Raw genomic sequence first — 24,819 nt, 5'->3', positions numbered from 1 at the left:
TCGCTGGTTAACCTCCACCGGGTACTGATCTAGCTGATCAGTACCAGGGAGACCGACGGAAACAGCACGATAATTGCCAGTCGCAGCATGTCGGAGATCACAAACGGGAACACACCCTTGAAGATCACCTTCAGATCGATATCCGGCAGCACGGACTTGAGCACGAAGACATTAAGACCGACGGGAGGAGTAATCAGACTGATCTCGGTGGCAACGACAACCACGATACCGAACCAGACCAGGTCCATGCCCATGCTGCTCACCACCGGGTAGAACACCGGCACCGTCAGCAGCAACATGGAGATTGACTCAAGTACCGCACCGAGCACCAGGTAGATCAGGATGATCACCAGCAGCACACCCAGCAGGCTGAAACCCAGGCTCTCAATCCAGTCCACGATCACGAACGGGAAGTTCGACACGTTCACCAGGTTGGCGAAAATTAGCGAGCCGATCAGAATCGCGATCAGTGACACGCTGGTCGCGGCAGAGTCTTGCAGCGCCTCGTGTATTTTCTTGATGTCGAAACGTCCACGCAGTGCGGTCAGCAGGATGGCGCCGACAACACCCACGGCCGCAGACTCGGTAGGTGAGAACAGGCCGAAGTAGATACCACCCAGCACCAGGGCTACCAGCATGGTGAAGGCCCAGATCTGGCGTACCGCAGCAAAGCGCTCGGACAGCGACTGCTTTTCACCCGAGGGGCAGGAACCCGGCCGTGCATAAGAGATCGCGATAATGGTCAGGCAGTACATCAGGATACCGAGCAGGCCCGGGATGATACCGGCGATAAACAGCTCGCCAATATCGGTCTCGGTGATAATGCCGTAGAACACCAGCGCGATGGAGGGCGGAATCAGTATCCCAAGCGTGCCGCCGGCGGCGATGGTACCGGTGGCCACATTCTGCGAATAGCCGTAGCGGATCATCGATGGATAGGCGATCTTCGACATGGTCGCAGCAGTGGCGAAGCTGGAGCCGCAGAAGGTGCTAAAACCCCCGCAAGCACCGACAGTGGTGATCGCCAGACCGCCACGCAGGTGGCCGATCAGGGCATAGGTTGCAGCGTAAAGCTCATCGGCAAGGCCTGACTTGGCAACGATATTACCCATCAGGATAAACAGCGGAATCACCGCGAATTCATAGGACAGCACGGTATCGGTGGCGATACTTCCAAGCTGGCTGAAAGCCGCCGGCCAGCCCTGATAAAAAGCCAGGCCAAACACACCCACCATGCCGGTCGCCACTGCGATAGGCACCCGCAGGAACAGCAGCATAAACAGGACAACAAAAGAGATCAGCATTATCATTTTTTTAACCCACCACTCTTATTCTTCACGCAGATGTCGCTGCGGCGCAGCCACCAGCAGGCTGATCCAGGCGATCAGGGCCAATATTGCGATGCCGAGAATCACCTTCCACTTGTAAACACCCAGGAACAGGAACACGTCCCCGAACTTGTATGACTCGTAGGACTGCATAAATACGGTCACCACCAGCGCGGTAAAGAAAACGCACTCGATCAGATAGACAAACCAGAAAACAAAACGCCCTAAACCACCGACGAAGTATTTATCCAGCAGGTCGATCGTCACATGGCTGCGTGTTTTATGGACGTGGTAGAGCCCGGAATAAAACATCACCGCCAGTGAGATAGAGACCACCTCATAAGAGAAACCCAGAGATGCGTTAAAGATATTACGTCCGATTACGTCGACCACGATGATTAGCGCCATCAGGAGCGCAGCAAGTACAGCGACCCGGGAACAGAGACTCTCGAGAAGCTTTAGCACAGAGAAAGGCATAGGCGGCCTCTTCTATAGATCCGCAGAGGAAAAATAAGTGGTTAAAAAGAGCTCCCTGCCCTGAGGCGCAGGGAGCTACACAAGCGCTGGGGCTTACTGCAGGGAATCGATCTCGTTGCGGTAGAAATCCATCACCGCTTTACCGTCGACACCGTTCTCGTTAGCGACGTTGAACCACTCTGCACGCTGAGGGGCGAAGGCCTCGGCCAGCGCATCCATCAGCTCGGGAGACGCTTCACGATACTCTTCGCCGAGCTTGGCCTTGAGGAACTCACGCCCTTTCAGGTCGTTCTCGTCCCACAGCTTGCCCATCCGTGCAGACAGTACCTCGCCGGAAATTTTCCGGATCGCGGCCTGATCTTCCGGGCTGATCTGATCCCACTTGTCTTTGTTCATGATGATGAACGCAGAGTTGGAATAGAGGCCACCAGGAATACGGGTCACGTGATTAACATATTTGTCGATTTTGAAGCCGGTCACGAACTCATCAGAGAGCGCAGTGCCATCAATCACGCCGCGGGAAAGGAATTCACGCAGCTCAACCAAAGAGCCTGAGATCGGCGATACGCCCAGTTCCTGCAGTGCATTGGAAACCACCGGTGTCTGCACACGGATTTTCTTACCACTGAGATCTTCCGGAGTAACCACCGCGTCATCCTTCATATGGATATTGCCACCAGAGGTCACATGCATCGCCAGAGTGACCACGTCTTCCTGCATGCCGGTGGGCTGGAAGTGCTCTTTGAATGTACGCCAGTAAGCAATGGAGCTTTTTTCAGCATCGACGGTATCAAAGGGGAATTCGACCATCTCGGTCAGCGGGAAGGCGCCCGGCGTATAGCCGTGCGGGCCCCAGGCCACATCCGCTATACCACTGGTTACCGCCTGGTAGTTTCGGTTTGGCGGCGCCAACGGCTTGGCAGAAGGCTGGATTTTGACACGTCCATCAGTGACGGTTTCAACCTGCCGGAAGAAGTCCAGCAGACCATCAACCTGGGACCAGTGAGAAGACGGGAACCACTGGTTGTATCTCAGCGTCAGGGTATCGTCCGCCAGTGCGTTACCACCAACGGTGAGTGAGATTGAAGCACAGAGAGCTGCGGCTAGGTTACGACATTTTTTCATGTCTATCCCTCATATTTATTATTTTCCAGGAGTAGCTTTCAACCAAAAAGATACATTAATGTATCTTTTTTTCAACTTAATGTTTCCGGTTTTTAGTTCGATTTTATGCCTAAATATAGGCAAAAACCTATTATTAAAAACCTAAAACATACAGCTGTGAATGTTTATAAACAAAACATTACCCCGCACCGAAGAACATGTTTACGGCACGGGGTATCTCGCCGTCTTATAACAAGGCCGACTCAGAGGAAGGCATCACTATGGAAATTGGCCAGGTCCAGGCCGCATTTTTCTACGAAGTCTGTCCGCGCCGAGCTGACCACGATGGGCGCGCCACAGACATAAGCCTCATAACCGGACATATCGGGGATATCATCCACCACCGCCTGATGCACAAAGCCGGTACGGCCATCCCAGTCGCCCTCCTCTTCGGACAGCACCGGCACATAGGTCAACCAGGACAACTCTTTACCCCAGTCCAGACACATCTGGTGGTAATAGAGGTCCGCCTTACGACGACCACCCCAGTAGAGCACCACGGGACGGCTGTTATCCTCACGCACCAGCTGTTCGATGATCGCCTTGATCGGCGCAAAACCGGTGCCACTGGCGGTCAGAATGATCGGAGCCTCACCCTCGCGGATATAGAAAGTCCCGAACGGCCCTTCAGCGGTGAGGATCGCCTTGGCCTTAAGCTCATCGTAGATAAAGCCGCTAACCACACCACCCGGCATCTTGCGGATATGCAGTTCGATCTGGCCACTATCATCCGTTGCCGCTACGGAGTAGCTGCGCTTGTTGCCATCTTTCATCTGCAGGTCGATGTACTGACCAGGCATGCAGCGGAACTCGATACCGGGTGCCGGACCTAAACGCAGCACCACCACGTCGTCCGACAACACCTCTTTGGCCAGCACTCGGACCGGGAACTTCTGGATACTGATCCCTTCCAGCTCGGTAACCTCGGGGGCATCCACTACCAGATCACTGCTCGGGCGCGCCTGGCACATCAGGCCAGTGACGCCATCCAGGTCGGTTTCGACCAGCTTGTCTTTCACCTCATCGGCGTAAGCGACCTGCCCGGAGACGATGGTGGTGCGGCATTCGCCGCACTGACCATCCCGGCAGCTGTGCTTGAGAGTAACGCCGGCCTTCAGGCCAGCCTCCAGCACACTCTGCCCCTCTTCGACGCTGAAGCTCTTACCAGACGGCTCGACTCTGACTTCAACAGCCATCAGACCACTCCTTTCTGCTTCGCCATGGTCAGGGCCAGATCTTCGATCATGTCTTCCTGGCCACCCACGGTGCCACGACGACCCAGCTCTACCAGAATGTCACGGGCTGAGATGCCGTATTTTTTCTCCGCGCGCTGAGCGAACAGCAGGAAGGAGGAGTAAACACCGGCGTAGCCCAGGGTCAGGGAGTCACGATCGACACGGATCGGCTGATCCATCATCGGCGTGATCAGGTCTTCCGCCACATCCATGATCTTGTAGAGATCGATACCGGTTTCGCAGCCCATGCGATCCAGCACCGCACACAGCACTTCCAGCGGGGTATTACCGGCACCGGCACCGAGGCCCGCAACGGATCCATCGATACGGGCAGCGCCGGCTTCGATCGCCGCCAGTGAGTTGGCCACACCCATCGCCATGTTGTGATGACCATGGAAGCCGATCTCAATATTGTCCGGCAGTTCGGCACGCAGCAGACCGATCTTGGCGCTGACCTCTTCCGGCAGCATGTAGCCGGCGGAGTCGGTGCAGTAGATGCAGTTGGCGCCGTAGCCGACCATCAGTTTGGCCTGTTCGAGAATCTTCTCGGCCGGAACCATGTGCGCCATCATCAGGAAGCCCACGGTGTCCATATTCATCTCACGGGCGATGGTGATGTGCTGCTGGGACACGTCCGCCTCGGTGCAGTGGGTCGCCACACGGATGGTGGAGACGCCCAGCTCCTTGGCCATTTTCAGGTGATCGACGGTGCCGATACCCGGCAGCAGCAGCGCCGAAATCTTGGCCTGCTTCATCTTCGGGATAACGGCGCCCAGGTACTCCTCGTCTGAGTGTGCCGGAAAACCGTAGTTGACCGACGAACCGCCTAGGCCATCACCGTGGGTGACTTCGATCAGCGGCATCCCCGCCTCATCCATCGCCGTGGCTACATCCACCATCTCTTTCAGGCTGATCTGGTGGCGCTTTGCATGCATGCCGTCACGCAGGCTCATGTCGTGCAGACGGACTTTCTTACCTTGCAGATTCATTGTCTGTTCTCCTCCGTCCCAGGCTTATTGGCCGCGTGCCGGCAAATCGATAGCACCGCTCGCCGCTTCTTCGGCAAACATCTCGGCGGTACGCAGGCCCGCAGCGGTCATGATGTCCAGGTTGCCGGCGTACTTCGGCAGGAAGTCACCAAGTCCTTCCACTTCCATAAACATGGAAACGCGGTTGCCATCAAAGACCGGGCCGTTTACCAGGCGATAGCCCGGCACATATTTCTGCACCTCGGCCACCATCTGATGGACCGACTCGGTGATCGCATCCTGGTTCGGCTCGCCTTCGGTCAGGCAGTGCACGGTGTCTCGCATGATCAACGGCGGCTCCGCCGGGTTGATGATGATGATCGCCTTGCCTTTCTTCGCGCCGCCTACCTTCTCCACCGCGCCGGCAGTGGTACGGGTAAACTCGTCGATGTTCTGACGTGTACCCGGGCCCACGGAACGAGATGAAACCGTGGCGATGATCTCGCCGTATTCAACCGGCTGAACTCGGGAAACAGCTGCGACCATCGGGATCGTCGCCTGGCCACCGCAGGTCACCATGTTGACGTTCATCTCCAGGTTCTTGGCGTGCGCGGCCAGGTTGACCGGCGGCACACAGAACGGGCCGATGGCGGCCGGCGTCAGATCGACCATGATCACGCCAAGCTCATTCAGCTTGCGGCTGTTTTCGGCGTGGACATAGGCAGAGGTAGCATCAAACGCGACGCGGATATCATCTTCGATCACCTTGTCGAGAATGCCGTCGACACCCTCGGCAGAGGTTTTGATGCCCATTTCACGGGCGCGCTTGAGGCCTTCGGATTCAGGGTCGATACCCACCATCCAGACCGGCTCAATCCACTCTGAACGTTTCATTTTCATCAGCAGATCAGTACCGATGTTACCGGGGCCGATAATGACTGCTTTCAGTTTTTTGCTCATTAACCTATCTCCCGGTCACTTAATTAATCTGTGAACTCATGACGAGCAGGGCTCGATCCACGCTGAACGTTTCATTTTCATCAGCAGATCTGTACCGGCTTACCCCTGAAGAGCAGCCCGGGCCGATGATCACGGCATTAAGCTTCTTAGCCATATTGTTCTCACCCATTAAATGATGCTGATAACGCTCTCATGTACATCTGCGTCATAGAGCCGTTGCACATATTCGGCGCGCGTTTCTAGCAGCCGACGCTGATTCAGGTTGCCCTTATCGGTAACCTCGCCCTGCTCCAGAGACGGCGGCGTCTCCAGGATCAGTGCGCGGCAAACCCGCTGAGCTGAGCCTCGTGACTGCTTAGCCATCACGACCAGTTCGTTCTCAAGCGCACTGCGGACCGCCGGATTCGCCATCAGTTCGCTGCCGGTCATAGTGCCGTCCTTGTCCCCTGCCAGCTTGCGCATACCCGGACCGGGTACCAGCATCAGGCCCAGGTAATCCTGGTCATGGCCGGTGACGACCGCATCGGCCACCAGGTCGCCCAGGTACTTGTGCACATTGGCGCGGATCGTGGCGACACAGACCCAGGTACCGGTGCAGAGTTTGAAGTCTTCCGATACACGGCCGTCGAACAGGATCCCCTTGGAGGCATCTTCCGGGTCCACCAGGCGACCAGCATCGCCAATGCGGTAGAAGCCCTGCTCGTCAAAGGAATCCGCGGTGGTTTCCGGGTCGTTGAGATACTCGCTGAACACGTTCGGGCCCTTGATACGCATCTCCAGCTTGGAGCCGTTGGGCACAAAGCGGATCTGCACGCCCGGCAGCGGAATACCGATATTGCCGGCCTTTTCAAGACGCCAGTGAACGTTGGTGTTGGCCGGCGCGGTCTCGGTGGAGCCCCATTCAGTGGTGAAGAAAACGTCGTTCCCGGTCTCGGCACACATCTCCTTCAACTCATCCCAGATCGGGCCCGGCAGTGCCGCTGCGGCGTAAAACAGCATGTTGACGCTGGAGAAGAAGCTCTGGCGGAAGGATTCATCCTCGCGCAGATAACCCAGCAGCACTTCAAACCCCTTGGGCACGTTGAAGTAGAGGTTCGGCTTGATCTCCTTGAGATTGCGCACGCTCTCTTCGATCAGACCCGGCACCGGTTTACCGTTATCGATATACAGGGTGCCGCCGTTTCTGAGCACCAGGTTGAAGTTATGGTTGGTACCGAAGGTGTGGCTCCACGGCAGCCAGTCGAGGACACGCGGCGTATCACTTTCCAGGAAGGAGTAATACTGGGCCACCATCTGCTGGTTGGAGCAGAGCATACGCTGGGTGTTCACCACCACCTTGGGCACGCCGGTGGAGCCGGAGGTCAGCATGTACTTGGCGTGGCTTTCCGGCGTCAACGCGTTGAAACGCTCGGTTACCGCGTCGGTGGCCTGTGTATTGAGCAGCTGCTCAAACGGCAACACACCGTCGCTCTCCAGGTGATTGCGGGATGAGATAAATGTCTCGACACCCTCACAGGCGGCGAGCGCATCGGCAAACTGCAGCGCATCATCGGCATACACAGCGCAAGGGCGCAGCCGCTCAACAATTGATGCCAGTTTCTCGTGGGTTTTGGCCACCAGAGAATAGGCCACGGAGACCGAGGTCACCGGGATGCCGATATGCATGGCCGCCATCATGATCAGCGCGTGATCCACCGAGTTACCGGACAGGATCACCAGGGGACCACGGTCGGCCAGCCCCAGATTCAACAGCCCCTGGGCAACGCGGTGTACGGAGTTACGGAACTCACGATAGCCCAGCGCGCGCCAGCCCTCTCCCTGGCGTTCACCGATAAAGATCTGGTCGCCGCGCTCTTCAGCCCAGCGCTCCAGCCAGTCGCCGACGCAACGCTCATACGGCTTGAGCTCGGTTTGCGACGCCACAATGAAGGAACCATCCGGTTCCTGGGTTACCGACGTTTGGGTAGCCGGCAGCGAAGCGTAGATATTTTCACCCATAACTTAACCCTTCTTTTTGTACTTGTGGGCTTCTCAGCGCGAAGTGAGCACCAGACGTTCAAGTCCTTCGAAGTCGAAAGCGATCTCACTGTTTGGCGTAATCGGTACCATCGGCGCCATGGCCCCAGACAGCACGATCTGTCCGCGTTTGACCGGCACATCCAGCTCGATGAGCTTTTTCACCAGCCAGTGAGTGGCGTACAGCGGATTACCGAGACAGGCCCGACCGACACCCTTGATCTCGCCCTGAGGCGCACTGATCGTCAGCGGCAGTTCGCCGAAGTCGACGCCGCGCGGGCTGAAGGTTTTGGTACCGATCATGTAACGCGCGGAGGATGCGTTATCCGCGATGGTATCGACGATGCCGATCTTCCAGTCGCGCACCACGGAATCAACGATCTCGATCACCGGGAAAAAGAAGTCGATTTCGGCCTGCAGCTCCATCAGCGTGAGGTCACTGCGGTCGATATCGTTTTTGAATGCGAAGCCGATTTCACCTTCGGCCTTGGGGGCGATCAGGCCGCTGGTATCAAGTACCTCGCCCTGGCGCAGCTCCATATCCGCGAACAGCACACCGTAGTCGGGCTGGCCGACGCCGAGCTGCTCCTGAACCGCCTTGGACGTGAGGCCGATCTTGTAGCCGACCACGCGACCACCGTCGTCAACGCGGGCGGCATTGACCAGCTTCTGGATCGCGTAGGCATCATCCATATCGAAGTGGGGGTAAGCACCCGAGATGGGATCGATAGCGCAGGCTTCGGCTCTAGCTTTAATTATCTGCTGCGCAACAGCATTGAACTCTGAACTGGACATTAGAGGTACCTTTCTGACAGCTGGTTGACTCTCTGCAGGGACTCGACAAACTCTGTGTGCATCTCGTCGACGATGTCGAGGCAGCTCTTCACCTCTTTGGTCACGCCCACACCCTGGCCGGCAGACCAGACATCTTTCCAGGCCTTGTTGGCGGTGGAGATATCGCCGGAGAAGTCGATTACCTTGTCGTCGCCCTTGTCGTCCGGGGAGATGCCACACTTCTCGAGACTTGCGGTCATCCAGTTGGCCAGCACGCCGCTGACCGCCTTGGTTTCAACCACACCTTCCATGGCGGAATCGACCAGCATCTGCTTGTACTCATCGACAGCGAAGCTTTCGTCAGCAGCGATAAAGCGGGTACCGGACACCACAAAGTCAGCGCCTGCTGCCAGCATCCCGCCGATATCGTCACCCCGAGAGATACAGCCAGCGATGCCCAGTGGCCCATCCCAGAACTCACGTACTTCAGCGATAAAGGCCAGCGGGTTATAGCGACCGGTATGACCACCGGCGCCCTGGGTCACCAGGATCAGACCATCGACACCGGCTGCGATCGATTTTTTCGCCATGGCCGGGGTAATGACATCGGCGTAAACCTGGCCGCCGTAGCCCTTCACCACCTCCATCACCCGAGCCGGGGAGCCCAGCGCCGTGGAGACGATGGAGGGCTGATACTTGCGCACCAGCTCAATCTCACGATCAAAGCGGTCGTAGGTGGAGTGGACAATCATATTGAACAGCCAGGGCAGGCCTTCACCGCTGAGCTCGGCGTGGATTTCGGACATCCACTCATCGAGGGTTTCCACGCTGCGCGCATTGGCCGCCGGCAGGCTGCCAACAACCCCGGAACGTGCTGCAGCGATAGCCAGCTGCGGCGACGATACGAGAAACATGGGTGCCACCAGCAGCGGCAGTCGGGTGGTATCGAAAATACTCATTATTGTTATGCTCCCGTTTATTTCTTATCTGGCGACCCAACCGCCGTCACTGTGGATGACGCAACCGGTGGTCATCGGTGACTGCTCGTTGGAGGCCAGAACAACATAGAAGGCTGTGTGATCAGCAGGCGACGCGATCCGCTTCAGCGGCACCGCATTGGCGGCATTATCGCGGAAGCCCTGGATATGGTTCAGCGGCTGCGCCCGGTCGGAGATTCCGTCCACCGATTTCATCTCGGTATCGGTGGCTCCCGGAGATACGCCGTTCACCCTGACATCCGGCGCCATCTCGTAGGCCAACTGCTTAATCAATCCAACCACTGCGTGCTTAGCGGTAACGTAAAGAATGCCGCCGCCGCCGGGATAGAAGCCGGAGTTGGACACGGTGAGCACCACCGCTCCCTTACTCTTTTTCAGCTCTGCCATCGCGGCGCGAACGCCGTTCATGTAGCCCATCACGTTAACGTGGAACAGCTTGTCGAAGCTCTCTTCCAGCTGTTCCGGCGCGATCTTACGCAGCGGTACGAAGTAGTCGAACAGCGCGGCGTTGCCGACAAAGATATCGAGCTTGCCAAACGCGGCCACTGTTTCGGCAACGGCGCGCTCGTTATCTTCGTAACGGGTGACATCTCCGTGCACCGTGATCAGCTCATCCGGGTACGCGGCCTTCAGAGACTCCAGTTTCTCGGCGTTGATATCGAACACCGCGACCTTGGCGCCTTCAGCGATGTAGCGCTCGACCACGGCGCGACCGATGCCATCGGCACCACCCGAGACGAGCGCAACTTTGCTTTCTAGCGTTTTCATAGCGCCCTCACAGGAAGGTGTTGATGTTTTTGCAGCTCAGTGTCGCGTTCGGGATCAGGATCAGGCGTTTCTTCAGCTTGAAGCTGCCGCCCTCCTCTACCAGCACGTCGGTACGGCGCCCGTAGATGACATACTCTTCATCCATGCCGCGGCTACGCACGCTCTGAAACACCGAGTGGACCAGGTATTCACCGTCGGTTTCGCCGTAGTACACCTCGATATTGGAGACCTGGTGCACATTACGGGTACCCGGGTTTTCCGCCCAGGCGGAAGGCTGCTGGAAGCGCGCCACACGGCGCTGCAGGTCACGCAGCTTGTCGTCGAAGTAAGCCATGTGATCGCTGGCGTAGAAACCGTGCTCAAGCAGGTTTTCACGGCGACGGTTTTCGATGCCCGGCATCCAGTAGTGGACATCCTCGTGCATCAGCGCCAGCCATTCGTCGAACTTTTCCTCATCCAGCAGGCGGTACTCGCGAGCCAGGAAGCAGGACACCTTGTGGTGCTGCTCCATGGATACCGGGCGCAGCTCAACCTGAGTCTCAGTCTGGTTTGCCATGATTATTCAACCTCCGCCTTGCCAACGTTACGATCCGGGATCTCCGACCAGCTCTTCGCATTCAGATGGTCGTACCAGTGCTGGTAGTAGGCACGGGCGTTCGCCTCGTTAAGCTGCCCCTTGTAAACGTTGGCCGGCAGGTCGGTCTGTCGCTCCAGGGTGTTCATACCCAGGCCGATATAGAGATCCTGAGCACCGGTCACCTTGCCCTTGGAGGTCCGGGTGCAGTATTCCCAGTTCTCGCCATCGTCCATCTCGAACACGCCGGTGGGCGAGAAGGTCATCATTGCGCCCTTGCGCCACTTCTCTTTGATATCGTCCGGGGCGCTCTTGTTGACCAGCACCCAGCTGAACAGCTCGATCTTGTTCGGACCGCGCGGCTGCCAGACACGGATGGTGTTCTGCCCCGCCAGGAAGGAGAAGTTCGGGAAGATGGTGCAGGAGGACACCGACGCGACCATGTTGGAGCGGAACTCGCCCAGACGCTCTGCCACAGACGGTTTGATGGTATGGACATACTTGTTCAGCGCACTCTCACCGAGTACCGCCACGTTACCGACGGTATCCAGGGCAAATTCGTAGCCGTGACCGTTCCAGTTAACGGAGTAGGACTCTTCAAAATCGCTGACCTTGGCCACCGCACCGCCGAGCATGGCACGGGCTGCGGAGTCGTGGGTCCAGCCGGCGTGCAGGATATCGCCGACGAAGTTTTCCGCCGCGATCTTCCAGTTACATTCATAGGTGGAGCGGATACAGCCACCGGCAAACTCGGTGCCGCCTTCCTGGTTGTCGAACAGCGCATCCAGGTACCAGGTCATCGGACCGAGGTACTCTTTCAGGGTCGGTGCTTCCGGATCGAAGGTGGCAAATACCAGCCCCTTCCAGGAATCGACCTGGGCAACTTCCTTCAGACCCCATTTGGACTTGTCGAAGTCGCTGGCTTCATAGATGCCGGACTCATGCTGACCCACCAGGTTACCGGCGGTATTGAACGACCAGCCGTGGTAGTTACAGATAAAGCCACGGGTGCTGCCGGACTCGGCGAAACAGACCTTGTTGCCACGGTGCGGGCAGGCGTTAAGGAAAACCTTGATACCACCATCTTTCTGGCGCACGACGATCACTTCGTCTTCACCCATGGTGGTGGTGATGTAGTCACCGGTCTTCGGAATCTGTGATTCGTGGGCGACAAACAGCCAGCAGCGGGCGAAGATTTTCTCCAGCTCCTGCTCGTAAATCGCCTTATCAGAGAAGATCTTGCCGGAGATACGGCCGTTCTCGATATCACAGAATTCGCTCAGATTTTCCAGGCTATCCGTAACGTCTACAGTTTTTATTATGTTGCTCATCAGTCTCTATCCTCTAACCTTTGGCAATCAGAGCCGCATCCGCCGCTTCGACGAGGGCGTAGATATCATCGCCTTCCACCTCAACCGGGTAGGTGCGCAGATCGATTTCACAGGGGAAACCCATCGCCTTGCCGGTCGGGATATGGAACTGACCCCAATGCACCGGGCAGACGATCAGATCATCTTCCACATCGCCTTCCGCCAGTGATGCTGTTGCGTGGGTGCACAGATCCGCCGTTGCGTAGTACTGACCACCGAGGTTATAAACGGCGATATCACCGTGCTCGCTGTTATCGATTTTCTTAACTTCGTTTTCCGCCAGGTCAGATACCTTGCAGAGAAATACCTTATCCATCTCGCCCCTCACGCTACCTTGAGTTCAATGAATCCGAGCCCGGTCACCCACTCCGGCACCGGCTGGTATTCAACCAGATCGGTACTCACCGGATTGACGGCCGCCATGGCACACAGAAAGTTGCGGATCTCCATCGCACCGTTACCGCCCTCTTCGAGAATCTCTTCATTGCTCAGAGAGGCCAGGCCATCCATATCCAGGCTGCAGCAGCTGTCGATCACGCGGCGGTCAAACGCTTCGTTGACCTTGCCGGACTCTTTGGTACCGACCCAGTGGCTGATGCCGCCACTACCGATCACCGCAACCTTGTCATCACCGGCGAAGGCTTCAATCGCCGCATTCATCTGCGCACCCAGCTCACGGGAACGCTCGGTGGTGATGTAGGGGTCCACCGCGCTGGCCAGATACACCGGAATCGCCGCGATACTGCGACCGCTCAACTCTTCAGCGCGACGCACGATCAACTGGTGCGGAATAGAGAACGAGTGATCGGTGGTGAAAGAGCGGGCTACGGACCAGTCAAAACCGTTCTCTGCACCGTGCTCGGCAATGGCCGTTGCCAGCGCTTCGTTGTTCTCGATCTGGCCACGCTTGAGGCCAGGAAGCTGATCCAGCGGACCTTCCAGGTGACCGGTCGCGATGCAGTACTTCGGCAGACAGGTAGTGCCAAACAGCATGTAGTGATCGTTGCCGACGATGATCACGGTGGTTGCACCGCTATCCGCCAGACGCTGAGCGCAGGTTTCAAACGCGCCCCATACCTTTTCAGCCTTGTCCGCGGGCGCCGCATCACCGGCGACAAACATGACCGGATCATGCGGCACCAAAAATCCGCCAACTATCTGTGCCATATCTGCTTACCCCTTGATTGACGCTGAGTACTCGGATTCAGAGCCGAGCTTTTTGTTATAAGAAGACATCTGTCGATCGGGAGACATCTCGATCCAGTAACCCATTGTCAGCATCGGATTCACGCCAACCTCCTGGAGCTTTTTGACGTCAAACTCCAGGATCATGCGGACATCCTCGGCATCCAACGGGAAGCGGCCGAGGAACTTTTCCGGGTTTTCTTTGAATTTTTCTTTTGAGAACCGGTCGATCGACAGGCTCCACAACACCCGTTCCAATACATCTCGTTTCATCAGACTTACCCGCCAATAAAGCTGGTTACGATATTGAGAAACTTCTGTTTCTGTTCCGTCTGCACCCAGTGACCGCACTGTGCGAACACGAACAGGTCGGCATTGGGAATATTCTCTGCCAGGGCAAGGCCACACTGCAGCGGCACCACGCCATCCTGACGACCGTGCAGAACCAGGGTCTGGGCCTTGATGTTGCGAACTGCCTTTTCCGGGAACGCCTTGACCATGGTTTCGCCATCTTCAGACGGCTTGGGGATCAGCTTACGCAGCGCTTCCTGGGCACCGGCACGGGCGCTGGCCTCGTAGCGGGACTGCACCAGTTCATCGGTGATCAGGCTCTTGTCGTAGGGGAAGAGCTCCATCAGCGCACGCATGTTCTCGACGGACGGCTCATACAGCCAGGCGCCAGCCAGGCCCTTGGTCTGCGGGAATGTGCCTGCAGGCGTACCCAGCAGCACCAGCTTGTCGAGACGCTCAGGATTGAACAACCCAAGACCGAGACCAACAGCACCACCGAAGGAGTTACCCACCAGGGAAGCGCGATCGATACCCAGCGCATCCATGAACTCAACCAGGTGGTTTACCCAGAACTTGATGTCGTACTCGGTACCGTCTTTGAACTCGGTAAAACCGAAGCCGGCGATATCCGGAACGATGACGTGAAAGTTCTCTGCCAGCTGGTCCATGACACCGCCCCAGTTGGTCCAGCCTGATACGCCGGGGCCTGAACCATGCAGCAACAGCAGGGGTGCACCCTGGCCACATTCGAAGTAGGCAGTCTCATGACCCGCTGCCTGAACGTACTTGCGATCCGCTTCGACCATCTCTTCCTCCACACTCAACATACACAACTGTATGGCGAATATAATCACCCTATTGATGTGCGTCAATGCCTGGAGGCTTTCGAAAAAACGGGCCGGCAGGCGCTTTAAAAACACCGGAAAAATACAAATAAAACTATATATATCAATGAGTTGAAAAATTTAAGAAGAGCGTATTAGGCTGTGTTTTTCTCATCTAATAGATGAGTTTTTTTATTTATTTTTTTATCCTGGCCAGACAGCCACTGCAAAAGTCCGACAAAAAATACACAGATGTAGCGGGTTAAGGAGATTGTTTTGAGAACATCTATCAGTCGCACCGTCCATACAGGACTGCATTCTCATGAATTTTTCGCAACCGATGGAAAGACGGGAACTCTCGCCCTGATCTTTCCCACCTGGGCGGGTATCAGCGCATTTGAAAGGGAGGTCGCAAAGCGTCTTAACGGCATGGGGCTGGATGCGGTCATTGTCGACTACCACGGCAGTCGCACAGATCTCACCTCCATGGAGGGACGCCAAGAGGCGATGCAAAACCTGGTGGCGGACTTCGAAGCGTTGCGCCAGCATCTGCAGACACTGAAGTCAGAGATCGAGCGGGAGCTTGGCGCCTACGAGAACAAACTTAGCCTGGGCTATTGCCTCGGCGGGCTCTGCACCCTGCAACTCGGGCTTATCGATAGCGAGCTGCGCGCCTCGATCAGCTTCCACGGCCTGCTCTCTTTCCCGAAAGACCTGCCCGCCCTGACGAGCGGATGCCGCTTTTTGATCCTGAACGGCAGCGCCGACCCAATGGTGACGCGCCAGGAGATCGCAGAGACGCTGGACTACTTCGATCAAAACCAGCTCGACATGTCGTTTATCAGCTTCAGCGGAACCGCACATTCGTTCGCCATACCTGGCTCGAACAACCCTGCGGCCGGAGTCGCATACAGCCCTCTCGCGGACCGGCGTTCCTGGCGACTGGCAACCGATCTGATTGCAGAGGTCAGCGAAGCCAACAAGGCCAGTGAAGGAAAAGACGCTTAAGAGGAACCTTCAAGCAGACAGGAGGCGCCACAAATGATCAATGCCCCAAATACGGCGTACGCTGAGGCCCCGCTTAAACATAAAGTAGGGCCAGGTACGCCTGAAAAGCTGATTTTTTCGCAGGGGTGAAGCACTGCCAGGCAGGGCCAAAACGACAGGGAGTTAACTGAAAAACGCCCGCAGTGCCCGGGCCGTCTCTTCCGGCGCCTCTTCGGGCACAAAGTGACCTGCAGGTAACGCCTCGCCACACAAGTCTTTTGCCCAACGCGCCCAGATCTCCAGCGGCGATGCCTTGCCGACCGCTCCTGCAGCGCCCCAGAGCGCCAGCACCGGCATTTCGAGCTTACCCTTAGCAAGACTTTCCTGGTCGTGTAAACGGTCAAACAACCAGGCTGCACGGTAGTCGTCGCAGCCCGCTCGAACCACAGCAGGATTCCGGTTACTCAGCAGGTAATCTTCCAGCGCTTCCTCATCGAACTTGAAACCAGGTTTAACCCAGCGCTGCATCAGGGCGAGCGCAAAACGGTCACCACGTCCCTCGAGCAGCATCTCCGGCAATGGATAGGGCTGCGCCAGAAAACTCCAGTGAAACATCCCCATAAACGCCTCGCCGCTGGCTGCAAACAGATCCAGTGTGGGAATGATATCGATAACGGCGAGTCGTTTGACCGCTTCCGGCTGATCGAACGCCAGCCGGTAAGCGACCCTGGCGCCGCGGTCATGGCCGGCAACATGGAAGGAATCAAAGCCAAGATGCCGCATGGTCGCCAGCTGATCCCGCGCCATCTGCCGTTTGCAGTAAAGCTCCGGCCTGGCCTCATCGAGGGGTTTCTCGGAGCGACCATAACCGCGCAGGTCGGGGATCACCAGGGTAAAAGAGCGGGCCAGAACAGGCGCCACTTTCTTCCAGATCATCCGCGTTTGCGGATAGCCGTGCAGCAGCAGTAGCGGCGGCCCCTCGCCGCCCACCAGTGCATCAACTGTAATCCCATCACCGGGCACTCGAACCCGCTCGAAGCCTGCAATCAGGCCATCCTTTTCCATACGTCCACCAGAGTATTTTTTCTTACAGGCTAAAGAGATCAAGCCGGCAATCTATACGCTGAGTGAAAGGTTCAGACACTAAGAATATGCACTTTGATATTGCACAGGTTCATTATTCCGACGAAGTGGAAAGACTGAAAAGTAAGAAACTTAAAGGAGCTAGCTAGCCAGATTTAATATGCGGATTTAAAAACCACCTCACTGGGAGGTAGCTTTCTCGATAGCGGCCGCTCTTTTTTCCGCTTCTTCATTCATGTACTCGTTCATCTGTACACCAAACTCTTTGACCTGCTGGGGTGTCGTCGGCACCTGGGGAGCATCCTGGGATGAGAGCGCGTCAACCGTTTCGGATGGCTGCACGACACCAGGACCGATCTGCTTGTAAACGAGCAGCCCCACCAGCAATACGGCACTCAGTATGATGATTAGCCTCACAGAAGCTCCTCCTGCAACCCAATCATTGATCTTGCGGTCTGATAGCAAGTCACGCGGCACGCTCCTGGGCTTTTTCCTCAAGCAGATCGATCAGCATCCGCTCAACCCGACTTCCGCCTACGCCGATACGCTGCGGCTTTGTGATCTCCCCCAATAACTGAGCCGCACGCGAGAAATCGGCGCGGGCAAAGAGACCAACGGACTCCACTAGTTGAAGCGCAAGATCACGATTGTCGCTAGACTCCTTCTCGCGAATAAGCGCCGCACAGCCATCCAGTCCGCTAAGGCCTCCTGTCGCCGCGTGAATACCCGCCACATGCAAGGCGATAAACGGGTGTGCCAACATTCCTTCGAACCGCGCTGTCAGCTCCGCTACCGCCGGGGTCAGCGGCGAGGTTTCTCCCGTTTTCAGATAATCGCGCAGCAGAAAGCCGCCGCAATCCGCCAGTGTCAGTACCGGGCCGCAGGTGGTAGTTTCCGGGGCGCTGTAACGCTGGTAGCGCGCCCAGGCTTCATCCCGCTTGCCCACCTGCCACTCGGCCAGTGCCAAATGCCACTGCAGGTGCCCATACAGAGCGCCACCCTCTGCGGTCGCTTTATGCCGATCAAGCCAGGTATGAATCAGTGTCTCGGCCTCATCCGGCACACCCAGATCATGCAGAATGTGAGCATAGCCGTGGATGGTGTAGAGGGAATGCGGCCGCAGTTTCAGCGCCCGCTCCTGAACCTCCCGCCCCTGCGCCGGATCTCCCGCTTCACTGATGGCAAAACCCAAACGCGCCAGGAACGCCCAGTCATCACCCAACGTCGTCTCGGAAGCTTGAAGAATATTTAGAACCCGGGACAGTTTTTCCGGGCCACCATAAAAAATCAGGTAGCCGGATAACTGGGAGATGATCAGCAGATCACCGGGGTTAGCGGCAACATAGGCCTCGGTTTGCGCAAGGTTTGCGTAAGGATCGGTCAACAAACCGATCAGCGCTTCGATATGAGCCTGCTCCCAGGACGTCGCCTGTTGGGCCAGGAACTGGGCCTTGGCGCGCAGGTCATCAGCGGCAGGATCGTTTCCGTCCTTGGCGAGCATGTAGCGAGCAGCCATGGCCAGCGCAAATTCCGGGTCCTGCTCCAGCGCACTATCGAGCAGCTCTTTAGCGCCAGATTCGGAGCCCAGAATCCGATCTACTGCATCCAGGTAATTCTGCGCCGCCTGCTCCGAGTCGCTAGTGATCGCCATGCCGGAACGCGGATCGTTCATACTTCGAACCTCTGGAGTTAAAGACCAACAGGATGTTAATTGGCTGTGCTCGATAGCAGTGTAGTTCCATTCACACAAAGCGGACCGGCACCGAGGTTGCGCGCCATTTCAGTTGATTCACTCCTGCCTGACCAGCAATAGGAACAACCACTTCCGCACAGCGCCCCATCCTCTTTAGGGACTCCTTTTACCCTTAATTTCAAATCACAGGCCAGTTTTTCCATAACCGCATAGGAGTCTGACTAAAAAGGTGTTTTGGCCTTTCTGCTGATCTTGTCTAAGTTTCATAGGCCCCATCATCGAGGACAACCCGCATGGCCAGCAAAGCTTACGTCCCCCTTCTTCTCGGCACCGGTCTTTTCCTTTCCGGCATAGCAGCGGCACAAGACAGTGCAGATACCATCTATATGGGTGGCTCTATCCTGACGATCAATGACGCTCAGCCGAGAGCTGATGCCGTAGCCGTGAAAGATGGCCAGATTCTGGCAGTCGGCGACCTGGCCGAGGTCACTTCGTTTCAGACCGACACAACCCAACTGATCGACCTGGAAGGTCGGGCACTGCTGCCCGGTTTTGTCGACAGCCATGGCCATGTGGTGATGGGCGGCATTCAGGCCCTGTCAGCTAACCTGCTTGCGCCGCCGGATGGCAAAGTCACCGATATCGCCAGCTTGCAGCAGAGCCTGCTCAACTGGGCTGAAACCAATGCCGAGGCGGTCAAACAGGTCAAAATGATCATCGGTTTCGGCTACGACAACGCCCAGCTCAAGGAGCTCAGACACCCTACCCGGGAGGACCTGGACGCGGTCTCCACCGAATACCCAATAATGATCGTGCACCAGTCAGGCCACCTGGGTGTGGCGAATTCGAAAGCGCTGGAGATGGCCGGCATCAACGCATCCACGGAGAATCCCGCCGGCGGTGTCATTCGCAGGGATAGTAACGGCGAGCCAAACGGCGTGCTGGAAGAGTACGCTTTTTTCACAACGCTGGTGCCGATGCTGTCTGAGCTCGGCCCCGAGGGACTCCAGGCCTTTGCCGCGGCCGGTGCAAAGATGTGGGCACAGTTCGGCTATACCACCTCTCAGGATGGCCGCTCTTCCGGCGGCGTCGTTGAAGCGCTGAAAGCGGTAGACCTGGCCGGCAAGCTGCCGATCGACGTTATCGCCTTTCCCGACGTTCTCGAAGCCAAAGACTACCTGGAAGCCAATGTTTCAAACGACTACACAGGTCATGTTCGGGTCGGCGGCTGCAAGCTGACCATCGACGGTTCCCCCCAAGGCTTCACCGCCCTGCGTGACCGCCCCTATTACGACCCGGTAGGTGATTATCCGGAAGGTTATGCTGGCTATGCTGCAGTGACCATGGAGCAGGTACAGGACTCAGTAAACTGGTGCTACCAGCACGACATACAGGTGATCACCCATGCCAACGGCGAGGGCGCATCCGATATGCTTATCGATGCGTTGAAGAACGCGCAACAAACCTATGGCGATCCGGGCAACCGCCCGGTACTGATTCACGGTCAGTTCCTGCGTGAGGACCAGGTGGACAGCTACAAGGAGCTGGGCGTATTTATGTCACTGTTCCCGATGCACACCTTTTACTGGGGCGACTGGCACCGGGACCACACCGTCGGCCCGGTTAACGCCGAGAACATCTCGCCGACCGGCTGGGTACGTGCACGCGATATGATGTTCGGCTCCCACCATGACGCACCCGTAGCCTTCCCCGACAGCATGCGCATACTCGACGCCACAGTTACCCGGCGCACCCGCTCCGGCGATATCCTGGGGCCTACGCAACGCGTTGACGTGATGACAGCACTCAAGGCGATGACCATCTGGCCCGCCTGGCAGCAGTTTGAGGAAAACAGCAAGGGCAGCATCGAGAAAGGCAAGGTCGCCGACTTTGTCATCCTGTCTGCAGACCCGACCGCCATCGACCCGGAAACCCTGGATCAACTCCAGGTACTCATGACCATCAAGGATGGCGAAGTTGTCTATCAAGCGAATGGCGAGATGGCCGCGAACGCACTGCGACGCCCACCGTTGATTGCGGACCAGGAAAACGCACATCACCTGCTGGATGCCTGGCATCAGGGAGTCAACTGAGCTGGGCCGTTCATTAACCACCCCATAACGAAAAAGGCCGCATAACGCGGCCTTTTCATCGTGCTAGACAGACTGAATCAAGCTGCCTGAGCGCTCAGCTTCTGAGCCGCCAGCTTGGCAGCCGGGTGCAGCTCTTCGCCGCCCTGCTCTACATACTCGCCCAGCATCTGTTTCATCCGGCGTGACCAGAACTTCTGAACATGGCCGGCGATCATCTCAGCCACGGCGTTTTCATCGCCGGCGCTGATGTTGTTGATAGCGATCTGGTTGATCATCTGGACCAGTCGGTCCATTTCACTCTGCGACATTATTTTGCTCTCGCTAAGCTAATTTGTTCTTCGGTTATACCGCTCTGAGCGGCCGCACTGGTGGTATAAACCACATGGCGTCCGGTGCGGGCAAAGCCTACCAGGTTCATTCCGGCCATCGATGCATGCTCCACGGCCAGCGCGGTGGGGGCCGATACCGCCACCAGCGTCGAGATACCCATGGCATTGCACTTGTTGACCATCTCGTAACTGGCGCGGCTGGAGATCAGGACGAAGCTATCCTCATTAGCAGGATAATCATCGCGATCTTCTGCACGGGCGCCGATCAGCTTGTCCAGTGCGTTATGACGACCCACATCTTCTCTGAGCAGCAGGATATTGCCGCCCAGATCACACAGGGCCGCACCATGCACCGCGCCGGTGACGGACTGCAGCGGCTGATTCTGCCGCAGCTGCGCCAGGGCGTTTTCAATGCTCTCACCGTCTGGCAACGCCAGTGCTGGGACAGGCTTGGGCGTGGCCACCGCTTGCTGCAGCGACTCGGCACCGCAGAGACCGCAGCCGGTGCGACCGGCCAGGTTACGGCGGTGCTCCTTGAGCTTTGCAAAGCACTCGCTGGCGATCTCGATATGCAGCTCGATGCCCTGTTTCTGCGGTACCTGCTCCACACCGTAGAGCTGCTCCGGCCGCTCGATGATCCCTTCCGACAGGCTGAAACCCAGCGCAAAGTCGTCCAGGTCCATCGGGCTTGCCATCATCACCACATGGGAGAGGCCGTTGTAGACAAGCGCTACCGCGACCTCTTCCGCCAGCAGGTCCTGAGCCGTTGCCGACTCAGCACCCCGACGCTGCGTGACCCTGAACGCTTTGCGGCCCGGGTTGGCGCTCATTACTGAGCTTCCGCCGCCGCGGCAGCCGCTTCCTTGAGGAAGCTCTGCTGACGTTCGTGGTTGTCGTGGAAGTTCTTCTGCCATTCAGACGGCTGAGTCACTTTCTCGACCTGCACCGCGGTCACCTTGTACTCCGGACAGTTGGTTGCCCAGTCGGAGTTATCGGTGGTGATCACGTTGGCACCACTGTGCGGGTGGTGGAAGGTGGTGTAGACCACGCCCGGCTGCATGCGCTCGCTGACGAGAGCCCGCAGTACGGTATGACCTGCACGGCTGGAGATACCCAGCCAGTCGCCATCCTTGATACCACGCTCTTCCGCATCATACGGATGCACTTCGAGAATATCCTCGTCATGCCAGGCCTGGTTGTCGGTACGACGGGTCTGCGCACCCACGTTGTACTGGCTGAGGATACGACCGGTGGTCAGCAACAGCGGGTAGCGGCGGCTTGAGCGCTCGGTGGTAGCCACGAACTCGGTAATCGCGAAGTGAGCCTTGCCATCGCCGATCGGGAAGTTTTCCACGTGCATGATCGGTGAACCCACCGGATGCTCGTCGTTACACGGCCACTGCAGGCTGCCTTCCTGTTCCAGTTTTTCGTAGCTGACGTTCTTGAAGCTCGGCGTCAGGCTGGCGATCTCGTCCATGATCTCGGACGGATGGCTGTAGTCCATCGGGTAGCCCAGGGCGTTGGACAGCTCGACGGTCACTTCCCAGTCTTCCTTACCGGCGATCGGCGGCATCACCTTGCGAACGCGGTTGATACGGCGCTCGGCGTTGGTGAATGTACCGTTCTTCTCAAGGAAGGTGGAGCCCGGCAGCAGCACGTGTGCGAACTTGGCGGTCTCGTTAAGGAAAATATCCTGCACGATCAGGCAGTCCAGCGCGCGCAGCGCCTGTTCGACGTGCTGGGTGTTCGGGTCGGACTGAGCGATATCCTCGCCCTGTACGTACATGGCGCGGAATTGACCGGCGATAGCGGCATCGAACATGTTCGGGATACGCAGGCCCGGCTCGTGATCAATCTCTACACCCCAGACCGCTTCAAAGCGGCCACGGGCAACCGGATCAGCCACGTGCTGGTAGCCCGGCAGCTCGTGCGGGAAGGAGCCCATGTCGCAGGAACCCTGCACGTTGTTCTGACCACGCAGCGGATTCACACCCACACCTTCGCGGCCGATGTTGCCGGTGGCCAGCGCCAGGTTGGCGATACCCATTACCATGGTGGAACCCTGGCTGTGCTCGGTGACGCCCAGACCGTAGTAGATCGCAGCGTTGCCGGCGGTCGCGTAGGTGCGCGCAGCCTGACGGATGTCGGCAGCAGCAACCCCGGTTACCGCTTCCATGTGCTCCGGTGAGTGGCGCTCGTCGGAGATGAAATCACGCCATTTGCTGTAGGCATCGCCTTCGCAACGCTTGGCGATGAATTCCTTGTCTTCCAGACCTTCGGTCACCACCACGTGTGCCAGCGCGTTAACCAGGGCCACGTTGGTACCCGGTCGCAGCGGCAGGTGCATGGAGTCGTTCAGGTGCGGTGTATCCAGCAGGTCGATATGACGCGGATCAGCCACGATCAGGCTGGCGCCCTCACGCAGTCGGCGACGCATCAGGGAACCGAATACCGGGTGCGCGTCGGTGGGGTTGGCACCGATCACCAGCACGCAGTCGGACTGCATCACGGAATCAAACGTCTGGGTACCCGCGGACTCACCGAGAGTCTGCTTCAGACCATAGCCGGTGGGGCTGTGGCAGACACGGGCACAGGTATCGGTGTTGTTGTTACCGAAACCGGCACGGATCAGTTTCTGAACCAGGTAGGTTTCTTCGTTGGTGCAGCGAGATGAGGTGATACCACCGATACTCTCGCGACCGTGTTCAGCCTGGATCTCTTTCAGACGACGAGCGGCGAAGCCGATGGCCTCTTCCCAGCTAACTTCCTTCCACGGCTGATCGATGGAGTCACGAATCATCGGTGCGCGGATACGATCTTTGTGAGTCGCGTAACCAAAGGCGAAACGGCCCTTGACGCAGGAGTGACCGTGGTTCGCTTCACCGCCCTTATAGGGAGTCATACGAACAACCTGGTCGCCCTTCATATCAGCCTTGAACGAGCAGCCCACACCGCAGTATGCGCAGGTAGTGACAACGCTGTGCTCCGGCTGACCCATTTCGATGACGGAGTTTTCCATCAGCGTGGCGGTCGGGCAGGCCTGGACACAGGCACCGCAGGAGACACACTCGGAGTCGAGAAAGTCTTCGTCCTGGCCAGCAGCGACCTTGGAGTCGAAACCGCGGCCATCGATGGTCAGTGCGAAGGTACCCTGAACTTCGGAGCAGGCACGCACGCAGCGTGAGCAGACGATGCATTTGCTGGCATCGAAGGTGAAGTACGGGTTAGAGGTGTCTTTCGGCGCATCCAGATGGTTCTCGCCATCGAAGCCGTAGCGCACTTCACGCAGGCCGACAGCACCCGCCATATCCTGCAGCTCGCAATCGCCGTTGGCCGGACAGGTCAAACAGTCCAGCGGATGATCGGAGATGTACAGCTCCATGATGTTGCGACGCAGCTTGGCGAGCTTTTCGTTCTGGGTGGTCACCTTCATGCCGGCTTCGGCCGGCGTGGTGCAGGACGCCGGCGTGCCGCGACGACCTTCGATCTGCACTGCGCAGATACGGCAGGAGCCGAAAGACTCCAGGTTATCGGTGGCACATAGCTTCGGAATGTTGATATCGGCCAGCGCGGCGGCACGCATGACGGAGGTGCCTTCCGGCACGCTGATCTCAACGCCGTCGATCTCCAGTGTCACCAGTTTTTCGCTCAGTGACGCCGGGGTACCGTAGTCTTTGTTCGGATCAAAATGCTGCAACATGA

The 24,819-nt window shown here is 57.6% G+C and carries 24 protein-coding genes; 2 read left to right on the top strand and 22 right to left on the bottom strand.

What is annotated here, in order from left to right; all coding sequences use genetic code 11:
- Positions 1-29: 29 nt before the first annotated feature.
- From CLV83_RS18360 to CLV83_RS18285, 16 genes are all read right to left on the bottom strand, one after another.
- Positions 30-1,310: a TRAP transporter large permease gene (locus CLV83_RS18360; RefSeq protein WP_132295954.1), complete on the bottom strand. Its 1,281-nt coding sequence runs from the start codon at positions 1,308-1,310 to the stop codon at positions 30-32.
- 18 nt (positions 1,311-1,328) lie between these two features.
- A complete protein-coding gene (locus tag CLV83_RS18355; RefSeq protein WP_132295951.1) occupies positions 1,329-1,805 on the bottom strand; it encodes a TRAP transporter small permease in 477 nt (158 codons plus the stop codon).
- Between the two features lie 93 nt (positions 1,806-1,898).
- Complete coding sequence (locus CLV83_RS18350) at positions 1,899-2,930, bottom strand: TRAP transporter substrate-binding protein (protein ID WP_132295949.1); 1,032 nt, start codon at positions 2,928-2,930, stop codon at positions 1,899-1,901.
- A gap of 242 nt (positions 2,931-3,172) precedes the next feature.
- Complete coding sequence (locus CLV83_RS18345) at positions 3,173-4,165, bottom strand: 2Fe-2S iron-sulfur cluster-binding protein (RefSeq protein WP_132295946.1); 993 nt, start codon at positions 4,163-4,165, stop codon at positions 3,173-3,175.
- Entirely contained in the window at positions 4,165-5,193 is a 1,029-nt protein-coding gene (gene dmpG / locus CLV83_RS18340) for a 4-hydroxy-2-oxovalerate aldolase (RefSeq protein WP_132295943.1), read from the bottom strand. The genes CLV83_RS18345 and dmpG overlap by 1 nt, the downstream gene beginning before the upstream one ends.
- A gap of 24 nt (positions 5,194-5,217) precedes the next feature.
- Entirely contained in the window at positions 5,218-6,132 is a 915-nt protein-coding gene (locus CLV83_RS18335) for an acetaldehyde dehydrogenase (acetylating) (RefSeq protein WP_132295940.1), read from the bottom strand.
- Positions 6,133-6,300: 168 nt separating this feature from the next.
- The gene (locus tag CLV83_RS18330; protein WP_132295937.1) at positions 6,301-8,130 is read right to left on the bottom strand and encodes a feruloyl-CoA synthase; all 1,830 of its coding nucleotides are present in this window, start codon (positions 8,128-8,130) and stop codon (positions 6,301-6,303) included.
- A 33-nt stretch (positions 8,131-8,163) separates the two neighbouring features.
- Complete coding sequence (locus CLV83_RS18325) at positions 8,164-8,943, bottom strand: 2-keto-4-pentenoate hydratase (RefSeq protein WP_132295934.1); 780 nt, start codon at positions 8,941-8,943, stop codon at positions 8,164-8,166.
- Positions 8,943-9,881, bottom strand: coding sequence for an NAD(P)H-dependent flavin oxidoreductase (locus CLV83_RS18320; protein WP_132295931.1), 939 nt, complete (start codon positions 9,879-9,881; stop codon positions 8,943-8,945). Before CLV83_RS18320 ends, CLV83_RS18325 begins: the two co-directional genes overlap by 1 nt.
- A gap of 24 nt (positions 9,882-9,905) precedes the next feature.
- Positions 9,906-10,688: a 3-(cis-5,6-dihydroxycyclohexa-1,3-dien-1-yl)propanoate dehydrogenase gene (gene hcaB, locus CLV83_RS18315; RefSeq protein ID WP_132295928.1), complete on the bottom strand. Its 783-nt coding sequence runs from the start codon at positions 10,686-10,688 to the stop codon at positions 9,906-9,908.
- 7 nt (positions 10,689-10,695) lie between these two features.
- Positions 10,696-11,244, bottom strand: coding sequence for a 3-phenylpropionate/cinnamic acid dioxygenase subunit beta (locus CLV83_RS18310; protein ID WP_104003904.1), 549 nt, complete (start codon positions 11,242-11,244; stop codon positions 10,696-10,698).
- Positions 11,245-11,246: 2 nt separating this feature from the next.
- A complete protein-coding gene (locus CLV83_RS18305; RefSeq protein WP_132295925.1) occupies positions 11,247-12,593 on the bottom strand; it encodes an aromatic ring-hydroxylating oxygenase subunit alpha in 1,347 nt (448 codons plus the stop codon).
- Between the two features lie 13 nt (positions 12,594-12,606).
- Complete coding sequence (locus CLV83_RS18300; RefSeq protein WP_132295922.1) at positions 12,607-12,948, bottom strand: non-heme iron oxygenase ferredoxin subunit; 342 nt, start codon at positions 12,946-12,948, stop codon at positions 12,607-12,609.
- An 8-nt stretch (positions 12,949-12,956) separates the two neighbouring features.
- Positions 12,957-13,799 (bottom strand): DODA-type extradiol aromatic ring-opening family dioxygenase, encoded by an 843-nt coding sequence (locus tag CLV83_RS18295; protein ID WP_104003907.1) that lies wholly within the window; start codon positions 13,797-13,799, stop codon positions 12,957-12,959.
- Positions 13,800-13,805: 6 nt separating this feature from the next.
- Positions 13,806-14,090, bottom strand: a complete 285-nt coding sequence (locus CLV83_RS18290; protein WP_104003908.1) for an extradiol ring-cleavage dioxygenase — start codon at positions 14,088-14,090, stop codon at positions 13,806-13,808.
- Between the two features lie 5 nt (positions 14,091-14,095).
- Positions 14,096-14,935, bottom strand: a complete 840-nt coding sequence (locus CLV83_RS18285) for an alpha/beta fold hydrolase (protein WP_207894943.1) — start codon at positions 14,933-14,935, stop codon at positions 14,096-14,098.
- Positions 14,936-15,208: 273 nt separating this feature from the next.
- Here CLV83_RS18285 and CLV83_RS18280 point away from each other — a divergent pair, with 273 nt between their 5' ends.
- Positions 15,209-15,940: a dienelactone hydrolase family protein gene (locus CLV83_RS18280; protein ID WP_165900348.1), complete on the top strand. Its 732-nt coding sequence runs from the start codon at positions 15,209-15,211 to the stop codon at positions 15,938-15,940.
- A gap of 162 nt (positions 15,941-16,102) precedes the next feature.
- Here CLV83_RS18280 and CLV83_RS18275 read toward each other — a convergent pair whose 3' ends face one another.
- The 3 genes from CLV83_RS18275 to CLV83_RS18265 form a co-directional block, all read right to left on the bottom strand.
- Entirely contained in the window at positions 16,103-16,984 is an 882-nt protein-coding gene (locus tag CLV83_RS18275) for an alpha/beta fold hydrolase (protein WP_132295916.1), read from the bottom strand.
- Between the two features lie 198 nt (positions 16,985-17,182).
- On the bottom strand, positions 17,183-17,419 hold the full coding sequence (locus CLV83_RS18270; protein ID WP_132295913.1) for a hypothetical protein: 237 nt from the start codon (positions 17,417-17,419) through the stop codon (positions 17,183-17,185).
- Positions 17,420-17,468: 49 nt separating this feature from the next.
- Positions 17,469-18,674: a tetratricopeptide repeat protein gene (locus CLV83_RS18265; RefSeq protein ID WP_207894942.1), complete on the bottom strand. Its 1,206-nt coding sequence runs from the start codon at positions 18,672-18,674 to the stop codon at positions 17,469-17,471.
- 314 nt (positions 18,675-18,988) lie between these two features.
- On the opposite strand from CLV83_RS18265, the gene CLV83_RS18260 reads away from it, so the two are divergent.
- Positions 18,989-20,788: an amidohydrolase gene (locus CLV83_RS18260; protein ID WP_132295910.1), complete on the top strand. Its 1,800-nt coding sequence runs from the start codon at positions 18,989-18,991 to the stop codon at positions 20,786-20,788.
- 77 nt (positions 20,789-20,865) lie between these two features.
- Here the strand turns inward: CLV83_RS18260 and CLV83_RS18255 are convergent, their stop codons facing one another.
- Genes CLV83_RS18255 through fdhF form a run of 3 tightly spaced genes read right to left on the bottom strand, consistent with a single transcriptional unit; the run spans position 20,866 to position 24,817 of the window.
- Entirely contained in the window at positions 20,866-21,096 is a 231-nt protein-coding gene (locus tag CLV83_RS18255) for a formate dehydrogenase subunit delta (RefSeq protein WP_132295907.1), read from the bottom strand.
- On the bottom strand, positions 21,096-21,947 hold the full coding sequence (gene fdhD / locus CLV83_RS18250; protein ID WP_132295904.1) for a formate dehydrogenase accessory sulfurtransferase FdhD: 852 nt from the start codon (positions 21,945-21,947) through the stop codon (positions 21,096-21,098). The genes CLV83_RS18255 and fdhD overlap by 1 nt, the downstream gene beginning before the upstream one ends.
- Positions 21,947-24,817: a formate dehydrogenase subunit alpha gene (gene fdhF / locus CLV83_RS18245; RefSeq protein ID WP_132295901.1), complete on the bottom strand. Its 2,871-nt coding sequence runs from the start codon at positions 24,815-24,817 to the stop codon at positions 21,947-21,949. Before fdhF ends, fdhD begins: the two co-directional genes overlap by 1 nt.
- Positions 24,818-24,819: the final 2 nt, after the last annotated feature.

Origin of the sequence: Marinobacterium mangrovicola, from assembly GCF_004339595.1 — a bacterium.
Taxonomy (GTDB): domain Bacteria; phylum Pseudomonadota; class Gammaproteobacteria; order Pseudomonadales; family Balneatricaceae; genus Marinobacterium_D; species Marinobacterium_D mangrovicola.
The sequence above is the reverse complement of the archived record's forward strand: the minus strand, read 5'-3'. Positions and strand labels throughout refer to the sequence as shown.